Annotated in this window: 10 protein-coding genes and 1 pseudogene; 4 read left to right on the forward strand and 7 right to left on the reverse strand. The window is 40.4% G+C overall.

The genetic code is table 11. The annotated features are described in order from the left end of the window. Positions 1-62 precede the first annotated feature (62 nt). Together CWC16_RS11800 and CWC16_RS11805 are read right to left on the reverse strand one after the other, a co-directional pair. Positions 63-944: a hypothetical protein gene (locus CWC16_RS11800; RefSeq protein WP_138541671.1), complete on the reverse strand. Its 882-nt coding sequence runs from the start codon at positions 942-944 to the stop codon at positions 63-65. A 136-nt stretch (positions 945-1,080) separates the two neighbouring features. After that, positions 1,081-3,318, reverse strand: a complete 2,238-nt coding sequence (locus CWC16_RS11805) for an exonuclease domain-containing protein (protein ID WP_138541672.1) — start codon at positions 3,316-3,318, stop codon at positions 1,081-1,083. Between the two features lie 513 nt (positions 3,319-3,831). Here CWC16_RS11805 and CWC16_RS11815 point away from each other — a divergent pair. After that, positions 3,832-4,260 (forward strand): annotated as a pseudogene (locus tag CWC16_RS11815) (phosphatase domain-containing putative toxin); the annotation flags it as partial. Positions 4,261-4,606: 346 nt separating this feature from the next. Here the strand turns inward: CWC16_RS11815 and CWC16_RS11820 are convergent. The 5 genes from CWC16_RS11820 to CWC16_RS11840 form a co-directional block, all read right to left on the reverse strand. Continuing rightward, the gene (locus CWC16_RS11820; protein ID WP_138541673.1) at positions 4,607-5,026 is read right to left on the reverse strand and encodes a GNAT family N-acetyltransferase; all 420 of its coding nucleotides are present in this window, start codon (positions 5,024-5,026) and stop codon (positions 4,607-4,609) included. 112 nt (positions 5,027-5,138) lie between these two features. Next, on the reverse strand, positions 5,139-5,858 hold the full coding sequence (locus CWC16_RS11825; protein WP_138541674.1) for a DUF6445 family protein: 720 nt from the start codon (positions 5,856-5,858) through the stop codon (positions 5,139-5,141). Further along, a complete protein-coding gene (locus tag CWC16_RS11830) occupies positions 5,851-6,591 on the reverse strand; it encodes a SapC family protein (protein WP_138541675.1) in 741 nt (246 codons plus the stop codon). Before CWC16_RS11830 ends, CWC16_RS11825 begins: the two co-directional genes overlap by 8 nt. A gap of 38 nt (positions 6,592-6,629) precedes the next feature. Next, positions 6,630-8,186 carry a tryptophan halogenase family protein gene (locus CWC16_RS11835; protein WP_138541676.1) on the reverse strand — a complete coding sequence of 519 codons (1,557 nt, stop codon included), beginning with the start codon at positions 8,184-8,186 and terminating at the stop codon, positions 6,630-6,632. 70 nt (positions 8,187-8,256) lie between these two features. Then, positions 8,257-11,550, reverse strand: a complete 3,294-nt coding sequence (locus CWC16_RS11840; RefSeq protein WP_171037652.1) for a TonB-dependent receptor — start codon at positions 11,548-11,550, stop codon at positions 8,257-8,259. 354 nt (positions 11,551-11,904) lie between these two features. On the opposite strand from CWC16_RS11840, the gene CWC16_RS11845 reads away from it, so the two are divergent. Genes CWC16_RS11845 through CWC16_RS11855 form a run of 3 tightly spaced genes read left to right on the forward strand, consistent with a single transcriptional unit; the run spans position 11,905 to position 15,034 of the window. Next, positions 11,905-12,477: an RNA polymerase sigma factor gene (locus tag CWC16_RS11845; protein WP_171037653.1), complete on the forward strand. Its 573-nt coding sequence runs from the start codon at positions 11,905-11,907 to the stop codon at positions 12,475-12,477. Then, on the forward strand, positions 12,470-13,567 hold the full coding sequence (locus CWC16_RS11850; protein ID WP_138541677.1) for a FecR family protein: 1,098 nt from the start codon (positions 12,470-12,472) through the stop codon (positions 13,565-13,567). The genes CWC16_RS11845 and CWC16_RS11850 overlap by 8 nt, the downstream gene beginning before the upstream one ends. Before the next feature lie 36 nt (positions 13,568-13,603). Then, positions 13,604-15,034 carry a sugar porter family MFS transporter gene (locus tag CWC16_RS11855; RefSeq protein ID WP_138541678.1) on the forward strand — a complete coding sequence of 477 codons (1,431 nt, stop codon included), beginning with the start codon at positions 13,604-13,606 and terminating at the stop codon, positions 15,032-15,034. Positions 15,035-15,153: the final 119 nt, after the last annotated feature.

Consider the following 15,153-nt stretch of genomic DNA (forward strand, 5'->3'; position numbering starts at 1 on the left):
ATTTATTCTCCAACAGGCCGAATAGGTTTCCCCATTCGGCATTTGTGCAAATACTTGGCGTATTAAAGGCCTAGGTCTAAATCGTTAGTAATGTTGGTTACTACTTCACTTGCGGTACTAAGTGCTACATCGTTACTAATTTGATCAGTGACCGCCGTACTCACCTGCCCGCTAACACTTTGCTGTACCGTGCTTTGTAAACTACTAACCGTACTGTCTTGCACACTGGCAATTAAAGATTGCTGAACACTGCTTACTACTTCATTACTGGTATTAATTGCATCACCCACTTGCAGTGCAGAACTCACTGAGTTAGCAGCTGTATTAGTAATTGCTAATTGGTTTGTAAGCTCACCCGCATTAAGCGCATTTGTTGCATCAGCTTGTGTAACTGAATCGGTAGCGCTACTCACATTTGAAAGTAACGAGGCATCGGTTGGTGTATCGGTAGTGCCTTCCCGTGCAGCTTGTTCAGAGGTAACAGAAAGTAATGACGACTGGCTCGCAGCGGCTGTTAAGTTACCCGCCGATGAGGTTAACTGCGCTGTTGTATCAAGCGCTGTATTGACTGTGGTATTGCCTGTTGTATTTAAAGATGAGGCCGATGCATTTAATGCATTATTTAAAGATCCGCTTACAGATGCAACTAATGAATTTGCAGGCTCTACGGCCTCGCTGCTTTCTTGCGTTGGAGTTTGCGTGTTATTCGCCGTTGAATCTGTGTTTTGCGAATCATCAGCCGTTACTTGTGTATCGTTAGATACGGTTGTGTTATTGCTACCACTGGCTGTTAAACCGTTTTGTGAAAGCGTAATAGATGTAGCTGTTTGTTGCTGCGCCGACGTTGACTGAGATATTTCAATATCAGCGGCGTGCACTGCACCTGTAAAAGTACACACACCGCTTAACATCATTACGCTTACAATTTTATTTAATTTAGTCATTGTTTTGTCCTCTAGTTTGTCGGATTGACATAAAGAAGACGATTTACAAAAACCCTTTATTCCAAAAACAAATAAAAATTTGTAGTAACGTTAATTAATTACTTAGTTTTCATATTCTTAAATATAAGTTACTCGTTTACTGCGTGTGCGTTTCACTGTTTTGGATCAGCAATAACAGCTCGGCAGTGGCGGTAGCATCGGCCAATGCGCGGTGATGGCTGGTTAAATTCAAATTAAAATGCGCGCTAAGGTTACCTAGCGAATACGACTTTAACCCTTTAAATGCTTTGCGCGATTCAACCACGGTGCACATTTTTGGCATTTTAAAAAAGTGCCCTGCAACCTCGCACTCTTTTTTAATAAAGCCGTAATCAAAGTTTACGTTATGGGCTACAAAAATACTGCCTGCGAGTTTATCTAGTAGTGGCTGTGCAATTTCTGCAAATACAGGTGCGTTGTAAACCATGCCATCGCTTATGCCGGTTAGCTTAGTAATAAAGCCGGGTATATGGCGCTGCGGGTTAACTAGTGTCGTCCAGGTATCAATTACTTTACCGTGCTGTACTTTAACTATACCAATTTCGGTAATGCGGTTACCCCCTTTTAAGCCGCCGGTGGTTTCTATATCAACCACGCTGTAAACACGGTTAGGGTCTACAAACCATTTAACTGCAGCAATATGTACCGTAAAGCCTACATTTTTTAAATTATCAATAGTGGTTAATTGGTTGCGCCTAAGCTTATCGCCCGGGGCTTTTACCTCTTCTAAATGGACCTGGCCATTATCAATGACCATTAAATCGGGGTAGCCATCTTTTAGCTGTAAATAATGTTTGCTCATGGCCGTTAAATGCGCAATTAACGCTTCAAGCGGGCTGTTTAAAATAAGCGCCTCTAGTGGCTCTAATAAATTGCTGCGCCACCTAAATAACCCATTGGGCTGCTCAAAGTATTGCGCGGCATGTTTACATACCAAATTAAGCAGCGCCTGATTAGTGCTACAACTTTTTAAACGTGCGTTAATTTGCGTACTTTGTGCTTCATAAAAATTACCAAGCTGCAAAACTTGCGGGTAAATATCAAATTCATTACACGGCGGGTATGGCGACTCTATAAATAACTCGTGCCAAAATACTAAACCAAATAAGCTTTGCCATAAGGTGTTTTCGGTATTAAAAACCGTTAACCCTTTTGCGGTGTAATGCTCATTTACGCCTTGCTCTACATCGCCTCGGTAAATTTCGTCAATTTCCAGCACACATTGGGTATCGGCTAGCATAGTGCTTAAGCGCGAACGCATTTGTTTATTAAATTTACGCATTAAAAAGTCATCAGCAAAGTACAGTAAATCGTCGCTGAGCGGGTTTTCTATTATTTGCTCTAGTTGCGCTTTTACCCACTCTTTATTACCTAAGCGGTATTGCTCTCTTATTTGAATTTCTTGGGCTTCGGCGTAATCGGTGCAGCCTTCTAGTAGGCTAAAGGCAAGTTCGCTATCGGTATTTTTAAGTTGTTTATACAGCCTAACCAGCAGCTTGTTTTTAATATCGTGCGCTTGTGCACCGTTTGCCGGTTGCGCTAAAACTAAATGCGCAAGCTCGGTGTAAGGTGTTTTGTTATCCAAGGTTTCAGCTTCTGTATTACCGGCTGTTTTGCCAATGTTTTTAAACGCTAAACGGTAACGGTTTAAAACATAATTAGATTGCGCCTCAGCGAGTGTATTAAAGCGCGACAAGCTCTCGCTGTGCCCTTCGCGGGTAGCGGTTAACCCTAAATCGCGCATAACAAAGCGGTTTTGATGGTTTACATCACCACTACTCAAGCGCCCTGCAAATAAAAACTCAAAATACTCGTAATAATCTTCACGGTTATTAATGACATACTGGCTATATAAAGGGGTAAGATCATCTGCGCGCTCACTAAAAAATTGGCACGCTATACTAACTAACTCCCCTTTAGCTGCGCTTTTTTTAAAGCTTACTTGCTCACTGTAATTACTTAGTAACTCCACCAGCATGGGCTTGGTTAAATGCGCTATAAGAAGCGTGTAATGCTGCGCGTTTGGTTCATATAAAATGCCCGCTGTTTTTAGGGTATAAATAGCCTGATGCGGCGAGGTTATTTCTTCGTAATTAAGCGATTGCGCCTGCACTAAATAAGGCTTGCGCGAATACACACGCGCCAACATGCATTGGCTTTGCTCATCTAGTTGGTTAATTTTACTAATAAATTGGCTGTGCTTGGGCTCAAGTAAATGCATACATTTACTTGTTACAAACTCAATAAGCTCTCTAAAATGCGCTAAATAGTATTTTGCTGGTAATTCTTTTTTCATAACATCGCCACAACTGTATATAAAAACAGTATCTAGCATTTATGCTTATTATTCAATCTTAAACTTGTAACTAAAACACGCTATAGTGGGCTTATAAAAGTAAATTTATTAAAAATAAAGGACTTACCATGAGCGCGCACCCGTACGATGTTTTATCACTCAATAACGGCGCAAATATTATTTTTACGCCTTGCTCAGGGCCTGCTGACCTTTCAGGATTAAATTTGTTCAATCTAGGGGGGATTTAATCGCGGCGCGAGGCTTGTAACCTAGTGGGCTCGATAACTGCTCCTGCGTTATTCTAATGACTTACATCCATGTAAGAATAAGTAAAAGCCGAGCAATGCTTCCGCGTCCTGCTCACGCCCCTTACCAACATCCATGTTGGCAACAAAGAGTCAATCCCCCTAGGCAGAACCCTTCGGGCAGCGCATGTTTGCCATTTATACTGCGTTATCGCCTATTAATGGGGAACAACCACACTACATAAGATCTGCCTTGCCTAAATACCAAACATACTGCTGCAAAATTAACCTCGAAAGATAAGCAGGCCCCAGTAAAAAAACACAAAACCTAGCGGATTCAATTGCTACATTAAAGGCGGCTGGCACTCACATGCTGCTATCGCTTATGCCGCAAAAGGAGCTTGAAAAAAACAACGTAGAAAGCATTAATAGTGAGTGCAAAAAGCACGGTATAACATGGTTTCATTTACCTATAAATGACGACGAAGCACCAAAACAGCCTTTTACATCAAGCTGGAACACCCACAAAACCGACATATTACAAGCCATACAACACAAACAAACCATTGCCATACATTGTAAAGGCGGCACTGGTCGCACAGGGTTGATGGCTGCACTTATTTTAAATTCGGCAGGTTACACAAAAGAAGAGGTATACAACCTAGTACAAGGTATCCGCCCTAAAGCACTCACTATAGAATTGCAAAAAGATTACTTTAATCACTTTGAGGTGTGAGGGAAAACTGGGGAATATGTTAACGCTAATGGTTAGTTACCTTTAATAAACTTTGCCACTTATTGACGGTAACTAATCGTTATTATGTAAATCAAAAAGCCCCCAAATTGAAAAAAGCCAAAACTGCAGGCCTAAATGTGCTTTAAATTTTTGGCAGACCACATAGCAAATTGTCGATGACGGCAATTAAGTACACCTCACTCTCCTTAAAACTAATGCCAGCATAGGGTAATCGCACTTTACTAAAGTTAGCTAAAGAATCGCGAAAACTAAGTGCTTTGCGCCTCTTTGATACCAATCCGCTTAATTAAGTGATCTGTTTTAAGGATTGGTAATACAGTTGCTATTAGACTTGCAAACTCATGTAATAAAAACGATCGTCTTTTCTATCGACTGCAAACCCGATGCGGCTATATAATTTAAATGCAGGGCTACGCTGAAATACTTTGAGGTCTATGAATTTGACACTTTGTTGACGAGCCATATCAACTACTTTTGCAATAACATGAGCACCATAACCTTTGTTTTGATAAGTAGCTGCAATTTGAATGTCGCGAAGTTGGCAACGCCCTTCTTCATACGATAAACGCACAACACCTATGTGTTCACCCTTACACAAAATATCAAAATTTTTGAGGCTTTTGGTTGCTTGATAAACGTCTTCTACATCCCAATCTACCGCATACATTTCGTAATAGGGTTTCATATTGTTAAACGTAAAGTGTGCGGCAGCCTTTAAGTCTTCAGTAGCAACAAGCTCTAGCATCCATCTAGCCTCCAAAAAAATTAATACTCAAAAAACTAAGTAGTCACTTTAATTGAATAAGCTCAACTGCGCTATAAATTGCGCGTGCTAATAACTTTAGCGGTTAAAAAAACTAACGTAAAACAGCAAAACTACTTATAGTTAAACGCCCATTAATTGGATCGCAGGCATAACCGTTAGCCGCATTTATATTACCGGAATGCAATAAGTTGCTTGGATATATAACAACTCGATTTAGCTTTGCCTCTACACTGAAAATTTGCTCAAACAAAACTGTGCTGCCATTTATGTAATGTGGGTTTTTATGAAGCTTTTGCGCCAAGGCTTGTTGCTTTATAGCTTGCCTATAAGGCATGAGTCGCTCTTTTGTTATGCGTTCATACCCTAGGGCTTTATGTTTATAAAAAGAAGTACCCCCATGTGTTTCATCACATAAAAAATGCACCATAGCGAGTTGGGTCATATTGGGTGTGTCAAAATGGGGAATCATCTGTATTGGCCTGAGTTCATCAGGCTCAGTACATGCAATTGAAAAGGCAGAAAGTATTACATCAAACTCGCTTTTATCTGCCATATCAAAGTGTGAATTAATAATTGGCGCCAGTGCTTTTAACTGCTCTATATAACTAAGCGGTGCTGCTTTTCTTACTCCCGGGTAAAAGTCACTTTCTTGTGTGCAAAATGTTTCCCTCGCATTTTGAGAAAATACAGCAAAATTAATAAGTGCATCTACATTATTTACAAAATCATCAATAACAATAATTGGGGTTTTTTCTTCCCCTACAGTGTGTATGTGTAACACCATATTTTTGTTAAGTGTAAAATCAATCATTGGCTAAATTAAGCACCGCATTTTTACGCTCTATTAATGGGTATACCTGGCCAAGTGAGGTTATTATTGTATAAATAGCAGGTAATAAAGCACTTTGATGTAAAAGCGTAATTTGCTCACTATTAAGTTGTGCGAGTTTTTCTTGATTAATAGTGTATAGGCCGTTTAACTTTGTTTTTATGTTATTTTCAAACGTTACTTCAAGCGATAATCGCTGTAGTAGTTCATATTTTAACAAGGTATCAATTAGCTTTTTATTATCTATTTCGCCTTGTAATAAATGCCCTAAACACTGCTTTATTTGTTTTAAATAGCCACTTTCTTCAGCGCTTTGGGTATAAATTGGTTCTAAATTATTTTCTCTTTGCGCAGAGTTATCAACTACTGCAGGGCTATTCAAATTAATACACACAGGGTATTGCGTTTGCTGCGCATGAGTATCACCAACAAAAAATGGCTGACGCTGTAACTGAAGCGGCAAATATACGCCCTGCCACTGCGATTGCTGATAAAACAAGTTCTCATGTTGCTCAAAGCCTAATAAAGCATTGAGTGTAAACTCGCCTGTTTCTGAGTTTTTTGCAAAAACTATAGGCTGCTGAACTGCAATTTGGCTAAGCTCTGCCATAACAACGGGGATCATATTAAGGTTTTTAGCGTGTGATTGTGCTTTTTGTGTGTCTATTTTTATATGCTGATGAGCACTTTGCTCTAATGCGACTAAATTTTCCATGCGTGTCTCTTTATTGTTTTTATGCGTAAATTTTTAAGCTAAATAGCACTAAAACCATGGTGCTTAATTTTATTAAGCAGCTCTCGATTACTAGGTAAGTTTGTGACTGCTTGGTTTATCATGCTCTTATTTTTATCAAACTGACTTTTAGCGAAAACAGTGTCTTTAAGCATACAGGCAGTTGTGCTGTAATCACTTTTAAAGCCCATACCGTATAAAACATATTGATAACTCGCCGCTGGAAACACCTCATTATTACTTGTAAAGTCGTGATCAGCAGGAGCGCGGTATTGCCATAACTTCATTAGATCTTGTAAGCTTTGAGGAATCGTTTTTGGGTCTCTGTTATCGCGCCAAAATGCGTTATCGTCACGGTCTGACAAAATATAATGCAGTTTTAAAAAGTCGATTATTTTTTCCCACCTATAGATAAACGTCTCGTTAAAGCGTTTGGCGGTAATATCCATAATATCTCGGGTCTGGGGGAGCTGTTCGCTGATCATCTGTGCTGACATTTCTACTAATACCAATGCAGAAGCTTCTAATGGCTCTAAAAAGCCAGCCGAAAGCCCAACTGCAACACAGTTATTTTGCCAAAAGTGTGAGCGATGGCCACTTTTAATAGGAATTTTTCTAACTGTTAACGACTCTATTTTATCGCCTACATACGCTTTAAGCTTTTCTCGTGCTTGAGCTTCGCTACTGTATTTACTCGAATACACGTAACCTACACCACGGCGATGCTGTAACCCTATATCCCATATCCAACCCGCTTCTTGCGCTGTTGAAATTGTGTGAGATGCAATACTCTCATCTTCATTATCATAAGGGACTTGCACTGCTAAGGCGGTATCAATAAATAGCACGTCATCGCAAGGCATAAAAGGAACCTTATAATGCTCGCCTAATAACAATGAAGAAAAGCCGGTGCAATCAACAAATAAATCACCGCTAATTTCACCTTGTTGCTTTGTGGTAACGCTTGCAATATCGCCATTTTTAGTGCTATTAACTTGCGTCACATCGGCTAAAATATGTTTAACGCCAAGCTGTTGAGTACAATGCTTTTGTAAAAAAACGGCAAATTTTGCAGAGTCTAAATGGTAGGCATAATTGGCTATAGCTGCGTATTCTGGGGTGCGAATTGTTTTAGGAGCAAGCCCTTGTTCACAAATAGCTTCTTGGTAACACACTGCATTTGAAAAAGATGCTGACTCAGCGGTGTTATTTAACCAATGGCCAGCCATATCTGTTTTTGAAAAGCCCTGCGGCAAAACTAATGGGTGATAATAAAAATCATCATTGCTGCCATCCACCCACTTGGCGAATTTTGCACCTTGCTTAAAACTTGCTTCGCACTCACGTATAAAGTCGGTTTCGCTAATGCCAAGCGCTATTAAAGTACTGCGCATGGTAGGCCAAGTGCCTTCGCCAACACCTATAATTGGTACATTAGGAGATTCAACGAGTACAACATTAAGACCATCAGGGGCATTACTTTTATGGTGCGCCGCTAATCGGCCGGCTGTTAGCCAACCCGCGATACCTCCACCAACGACAACCACTTTTTTTATTTCTTTATCTTGCTGGTTCATACTTGTTACCTAAAAGGCATAGTTAAAAAGTGGCCTTTACTAAATGTAAAAGCCACTTTATTAATTAAAGTTAAAAACTACCGCGAACACCTAACGCAAAACGTCGCCCGCTATCTTCAACCAATAGTAATTGGTTAGAAAAACGACCACGCTTGTGTACGTATTCTTCGGTTAAGTTAATACCTTCAAAAAATACCGATACATTTTCGGTAATGTCATAGCTGCCACTAGCATCAAGTTGTGCGTAATCTTCCACAATTGTCACGCCATCACCATTTAGCTGCGTTAGTGACTGTACAAAACTATCGCGCCAGTTATAGGCTAAACGCGCTTGAAATGGGCCATTTTCATAGAAACCAACCACATTATAAGAGTCGCTTAAGCCTGTTAATGCAAATACTTGAGTTATATCTGCAGGGTCTAGCTCTGCATCGCTGTCTACAAACGTTGCATTAACCATAAAACCAAACCCACTATCAAAACTGTGTTGTAAGGCTATTTCCCATCCATCAACAATCGCTGATTCGCTATTATTTGGTAATGTATTAGTAAATACAGCCGTTGAGTCAGCAGCGTCAGGGTTATCTACATCGTTACCTGTAGAGGGGTCAGTTAATAATCCGCCATCAGACAACTCAAAGGTTAAATCTTCGGTCGTATTAATAATGAAGTTAGCAACATTTTTTCTAAAATAACCCGCAGATAAATAACTAGCATCAGCGTAATACCACTCTAATGATAAATCTAAATTATCAGAGGTAAATGGCTCAAGCGCAGGGTTACCAGAGCTTGATGTTAAATTGCCGCCTTGGCGAGTTGTTTCAATTACTGTTACAGGCGACATACTATCGAGTGTTGGCCGTGTAATTGTTTGCGATACAGCAGCACGTGCTATTAGCTCATCGCTTATTTCAAGCTTTACACTAAAGTTAGGTAAAATCGCTTCGTAATCTGAACTTGCTGAAATATTTTCTACGGCGCCAAAGTTAGCAAGCATTTCCGTTTTATCTAGAATGGTTAACGCGCTCACCGGCTCGTCTGTGCCTTTTACTTCTACATCGGTGCTTTCGTATCTAAAGCCGGCTGTTGCGTATAAAGGCATGCCTGCAAGTTCAGCTTCAAAATCAAATTCTGTATAAAACGAGAAAGTATCTTCAGTTATCTCAAACGACTTATTACGTTTAACTGCATCAAAACTAATAGGCTGACCATTCGCCGCAGCTATTTGTTCAAGGTACGCAAAATTTGCCTCGCCATCGTGTGCAAGCCATGACGTTGGCATACGACCGCTGCCGCTTACATCAGATAAAAAGTCATCTCCTGCGTCAAATACAAATTGCGCTAAGCCATCCATACTTGGGTCATCTGGGTAACCACAAAAAGTACAGTGAATACCAACACCTTCGTTATCCCAACGATCAAGGTTTTTAGTTTCAGTTGAATACATAGCACCAAATTTGACCGAAACTAGGCCTGAAGTACCATCGTTATGCCAAATGCTATCCCAACGAAACTGATCCACAGTATCTTCTACAGCCCAACCACGGCGTAGCATTACATGTGCTCGGCTGTTGGCAGTATCTAAATGATTTGATACGCCATCAGGTGTAACCGCAGGATTATAAGCAACACCGTCAAGCTCTTGCTGGCCGCTATAAATGTTAGGGTTAGCAGAGGCAAACTCACTCGCATAAGGTAAAATACCGCCATCCAATTCAAATCGAACTCGGTTAGCATAGCCAATCAACGATAACTGATCGCCACCGCCGTTATTAGCCTCACGCTCGGCTTTTGAATGGCTCAAATCAAACTTCATATTTAAGTTATCGTTTACATGCCAATCAAAGTTTAAGCCTAGTGCGCTAGAGCTTGTTAAGCGGTCAAACTTTTTAGCGTGCATATCGGTAGCAAGGCCTACCTCTTGATATAAATCAACCACTGTGCCATTTTCGTCTACAGTTGGCCCTGCAGCGCCGCCAAAGCCTTCTAGGTTTGGCGCCGTAAACCAATGCCCATAAGACGTGGTGTCTGCTTCAACATCAAAATCAGAATAAAGCCCATCAGCTGTTATTACTAAATCATCTGAAGGTGCATACTGTATAACTAAATTTGCATTAGTGCGTGTACGTGTTTCTGTAGTGACTTTATGATCGTAGTTACGCGGCGAAAAAATATTACCGGTATATGTTTGCCCGCTTTGAGTTTGCGGGTTTGGGACGCCCACGTTTTCTAACCAACCGTCTACCTGGGCCTGGTTTAAGCGTGTTTCGCGCTCCTGTCGAGAAACTGCAAACAACACACCCAGTGTGTCATCATTAAACGTATTGCTAATTAAGCCAGAAATCTCGGGGGTAGTTTCTTCACTATTTTCATCGTAAATACCTTTAACACTGCCCGCAACTTTAAAACCGCTAATTGCAAATGGTCGCGCTGTATTTACATTTACTGTTGAACCAATACCACCAGATTGCATAGTGGCCGTTGAGGTTTTAAATACATCTAAGCTTTTAACCAGCTCGGATGCAATGGTATCAAAGCTAAACGCACGGCTTTGATTTTCAGATGCCATTTGGCGTCCGTTTACCAAGACTGTATTAAACTGCGGGCCAAAACCACGTACCGTAATGAGCTGTCCTTCGCCGCCTGAACGGTCTATTGAAACCCCGGTAATACGCTGTAAAGACTCAGCTAAATTTGTGTCAGGAAATTTACCAATGTCTTCTGCTGAAATGGAGTCGACCACGCCACCCGCTTCTCTTTTGGCATCCATAGCTCGGCCAAGCGAGCCTCTAATTCCGCGTACTTCAATTATTTCTGGTTCTTGTGCTGCTGTCTCTGCTGCTGCAGGAAGCGTTGCCATTGTGCTTAGTACAGCTAGTACAGCACTCGACACGCCATTTTTTTTATAGTTAGCCATGTTGTCAGTTCTCTCGAAACTTGGGTCTATTAAAATAGATATTTGCCCATCTTCGCTAACATGCGGTTGCAACCCTGTGCCATCGAGTAAAATCTGTAACGCGTTTATTATTGAATACTCGCCAGCAATAGTATTTGTTTGTAACTGCTGAATTTTATCCAGCGGAAAAAGCAAAGTAATATCGGCTTGCTCGGCAAAATTTATTAGCGATAAATCGGCCCTTTGTCTCGGAATATTAAACACTGCTTTATCGTTTACAGCGCTCGCTTTTACCTCGGTGGTGAACAAGCTAAAAACCAGCACATAAAGCGGTAAACAAAAAGGCAAATGTAAATACTCCTTGCGTATAGTTTTTGGCCATACACAGAACAAAGACGAGTGACTTTTTATTTTCCTCCATAAATATTTTTTATTTTTTTTAAATAAATTATTTTTTTGACTAGCCATGCTAAATTTTTTTATGCCTTTATTGTTTTTATTTTTTGCGCTTTTAACTGTATTTTTATTACAAAAAACATACAGCCCACATTGTATTTTTTTACTTATTAATTAAAAGGTTAAAGTTTTAAACGTAAATACTAAGTACCAAGCAGGGTATTTATAATGGCAAAAACTGTAGTACACTTCGCCTTTACATTACAAGCTTTATACCCTGTGCGGTTAGTGAACATTAAATTTAAAAAATAAAAAGCTGATTTATTTTTTAAATTTAATAGCGGATTTTTTCTTACCATTCGTCTTAGTTTGTATTGGCAAAACAATAACAATAATTGCCGTAAACACACACGAGACACAAACTAAATGACGAAAAACACACTTTTTTATAAGGTCTATTTGGCCTCGCGCAAAAGTCTCTCAAATGTAGTTGCACGTATAGTGCCGCCACATGAAATTGAAGATATAGTGCAAGAAACCTATGTGCGAATTTGTCAGATTAAAAACACTGAAAATATAACTTCACCAAAATCTTTTATTTATAAGACGGCGCGAAATTTAGCGCTCGATTACCAAAAGCAAGCCAATATACGCCTAGTCGATGGCATCGACAACATGGAAGCGTTAGAGCAAATCTTAGCGGAACACCAGCAAGACGAAATGTATGAAAAAGCACTAACCGATAGTGAGTTTTCAAATTTTTGTGAAGCCATACGGCTTTTACCCGTGCAGTGCCGTAAAGTGTTTGTATTAAAAAAAGTGTATGGTTATTCGCAGCGAGAGATTGCTGCTCAATTAAACCTTAGTGAAAGTACCGTGGAAAAACATATAGCAACAGGCATGAAACGTTGTACGCAGTTTATGCGTCAATCTACAAATAGTGTTTATGGAAATAAGAGTACTTCTTCGCAGTTAAATGCAGGAGGTAGACATGAGTAATGTTCATCATATAAACGAGCGAAACACGAGCGACGATGCGCGCCTTGATAAGGCAAGCGAGTGGCTAGCTAAACTTGACCGTGGTTTGAATAAGCCCGAGGAGCATGCGCTGCAGCAATGGTTAGCGCAATCTTATAAAAATGTAGAGGTGTTACTAGAAGTAGCACAACTGTGGGACAAAATGGACGACCTCAGTCGTTTGTCAGATCTATTCCCACAAACACCGGTAAAACAAAAGCGACTCCCTGTGTGGTTAGGTGCAACAGCTGCTTCTATTTTATTAGCTGTTGCACTTAGCTTTTTTCAAGAAGCATTTAACTTTTCATTTTTTTACCCAGTAAATCAATCAGCAGTAGTTGCTAAAAAGCTTAATTTTCAAACCGACGTAGGTGAAAGTAAGGACATACTGCTTCCTGATCAAAGTAAAATCACCTTAAACACAAATAGCTTTGTTCAAGTGAGGTATACCCAACACTCTCGCGTAATAAATTTACTGCGTGGCGAAATTCATATAGATGTAGCTCACGATAAAACGCGCCCTTTAAGTGTAATCGCCGGTGATAAAGTTATTCAAGCTGTTGGTACTGCATTTAATGTAGAAGTTGGGAAAAAACAAATAGAGCTCATTGTAACCGACGGCAAAGTACTTGTTGCAGAGCAACGTACTAAGCAGTTACCAAACCTCTCCCAAAGTGGAACCAATAAACAAGGTCACTATTTATCAAATAGCTCAACTTCAGTATCAAAGGGAGAAAAACTTGATTTAAGCTTTAAAGGTAAAATTGCTAAAGCCGCTGTAAAAGTAGACCCAGTAGAGGTAGCTGCAAGTTTATCGTGGCGCAAAGGTAGTTTAATTTTTAGAGGTGAGTCACTAGCTGAAGCTATGGCTGAAATTAGCCGTTATACAGATATAGACTTTGAACTCTCAGAAGATGAGCGCCTAAAAAAAGTGCAAGTGGCGGGCATGTTTAAAACAGGTGACATTAAAGGATTGTTAGAAGTTTTAAATAACAACTTTAATATTGATTATGAAAGAGTTAGCCCCGATAAAATTCGTTTAAAATACGCAGCACCACACGCCTCAATATAGTAAAATACACAATAATAAAAATCAGGACACACAATTATGACATCACCTCTTTCGCCGAGCAGTAATAGCTCGGCGCACACATTGGGCACATGCTCTCTTTTTTACGTAATTTTTATCTCTGCCGTGGCTGCTATTGGTGGCTTTTTATTTGGTTTTGACTCGGGCGTTATTAACGGCACGGTGTCGGCACTCGGTAATGCTTTTAATTCAAGCAGTGTGGCTACAGGCTTTAATGTAGCCTCGGTATTATTAGGGTGCGCCGTGGGGGCACTTGCAGCGGGGCCGCTGGCTGATAAGTTTGGCCGCCGTGCAATTATGATCATCACCGCGATTATTTTTGCTATTAGCGCGTTTGGCTCAGGCATAAGCGAAAGCTCGGCCGAGTTTATTTTTTACCGCTTATTTGGTGGTTTAGGTATTGGTGCTGCATCGGTATTGGCGCCAGCTTATATTGCAGAGGTTGCGCCACCTGCCCTTCGTGGTCGTTTAGCTACACTACAGCAACTCGCTATTGTATTAGGTTTATTTGCTGCGTTTTTAAGTAACTATTTAATTGCTGATGCTGCTGGTAGCGCGCAAAATATTTTAATGCTTGATATAGCCGCTTGGCGCTGGATGTTTTGGGCTGAGCTGGTGCCTGCAATACTGTTTTTAGTGGGTGTGTTGTTTATTCCTGAGTCGCCTCGTTATTTAGTGGCGCAAGGTAAAGTAGCCGATGCAAAAACGGTATTTAGTAAAATTTCGAACGACAACGTTGATGCGCAAATAAGCGATGTTAAAAGCTCTTTACATAGCGATAAAAAGCCGAGTATTCGTGATTTATTTATTGATGGCAGTAAAAAAGTACACCCGATTGTATGGGCAGGTGTTGCGCTGAGTGTGTTTCAGCAATTTGTAGGTATTAACGTGGTATTTTATTACGGCTCTGAGCTTTGGCAAGCCGCTGGGTTTGACGAGTCGCAATCGTTATTTATAAATGTATTAGCAGGTACGACTAATATTGTATCGACCTTTATAGCTATTGCCCTTATTGACAAAATTGGCCGTAAACCACTGCTATTAGTAGGCAGTATTGGTATGTTTATCAGCTTAAGCGCGCTTACTTATATATTTGGCAGCGCAGGTCTTGATGAAGCAGGCAAACTTGCTCTTAGCGATAACATGGGTACGCTTGCGCTTATAATGGCTAACTTATTTGTAGTATTTTTTGGCTTAAGTTGGGGCCCTGTTGTATGGGTGTTATTAGGCGAGATGTTTAATAACCGTATTCGCGGTGCAGCGCTTGCTGTTGCAGCAAGCGCTCAGTGGGTTGCTAACTTTGCCATTACCATGACCTTTCCTATTATGCTGGCTAACATTGGCCTGGCAGGTGCGTACGGCTTTTATGCGTTATCGGCACTTATTAGCATATTTTTTGTGGCTAAATACATTACAGAAACCCGTGGTAAAACACTTGAGTCTATGTAATAGGCCTAATTAAAAGCGGTGATATTAACCGCCAGCTAAAAAGGTATCGGGTGCTAATTACTTTGCACCAAATCAATAAATATCAATGAAATGGAGCAATCAGGCTGAGGTATGTCTGT

The organism is Pseudoalteromonas sp. S3776 (assembly GCF_005886915.1).
Lineage (GTDB): Bacteria > Pseudomonadota > Gammaproteobacteria > Enterobacterales > Alteromonadaceae > Pseudoalteromonas.

Coding starts and splice junctions, on each gene's coding strand:
- CWC16_RS11800 (WP_138541671.1), bottom strand. CDS start 944: ATGACTAAATTAAATAAAATTGTAAGCGTAATGATGTTAAGCGGTGTG.
- CWC16_RS11805 (WP_138541672.1), bottom strand. CDS start 3,318: ATGCTAGATACTGTTTTTATATACAGTTGTGGCGATGTTATGAAAAAA.
- CWC16_RS11820 (WP_138541673.1), bottom strand. CDS start 5,026: ATGCTAGAGCTTGTTGCTACTGAAGACTTAAAGGCTGCCGCACACTTT.
- CWC16_RS11825 (WP_138541674.1), bottom strand. CDS start 5,858: ATGATTGATTTTACACTTAACAAAAATATGGTGTTACACATACACACT.
- CWC16_RS11830 (WP_138541675.1), bottom strand. CDS start 6,591: ATGGAAAATTTAGTCGCATTAGAGCAAAGTGCTCATCAGCATATAAAA.
- CWC16_RS11835 (WP_138541676.1), bottom strand. CDS start 8,186: ATGAACCAGCAAGATAAAGAAATAAAAAAAGTGGTTGTCGTTGGTGGA.
- CWC16_RS11840 (WP_171037652.1), bottom strand. CDS start 11,550: ATGGCTAGTCAAAAAAATAATTTATTTAAAAAAAATAAAAAATATTTA.
- CWC16_RS11845 (WP_171037653.1), top strand. CDS start 11,905: ATGACGAAAAACACACTTTTTTATAAGGTCTATTTGGCCTCGCGCAAA.
- CWC16_RS11850 (WP_138541677.1), top strand. CDS start 12,470: ATGAGTAATGTTCATCATATAAACGAGCGAAACACGAGCGACGATGCG.
- CWC16_RS11855 (WP_138541678.1), top strand. CDS start 13,604: ATGACATCACCTCTTTCGCCGAGCAGTAATAGCTCGGCGCACACATTG.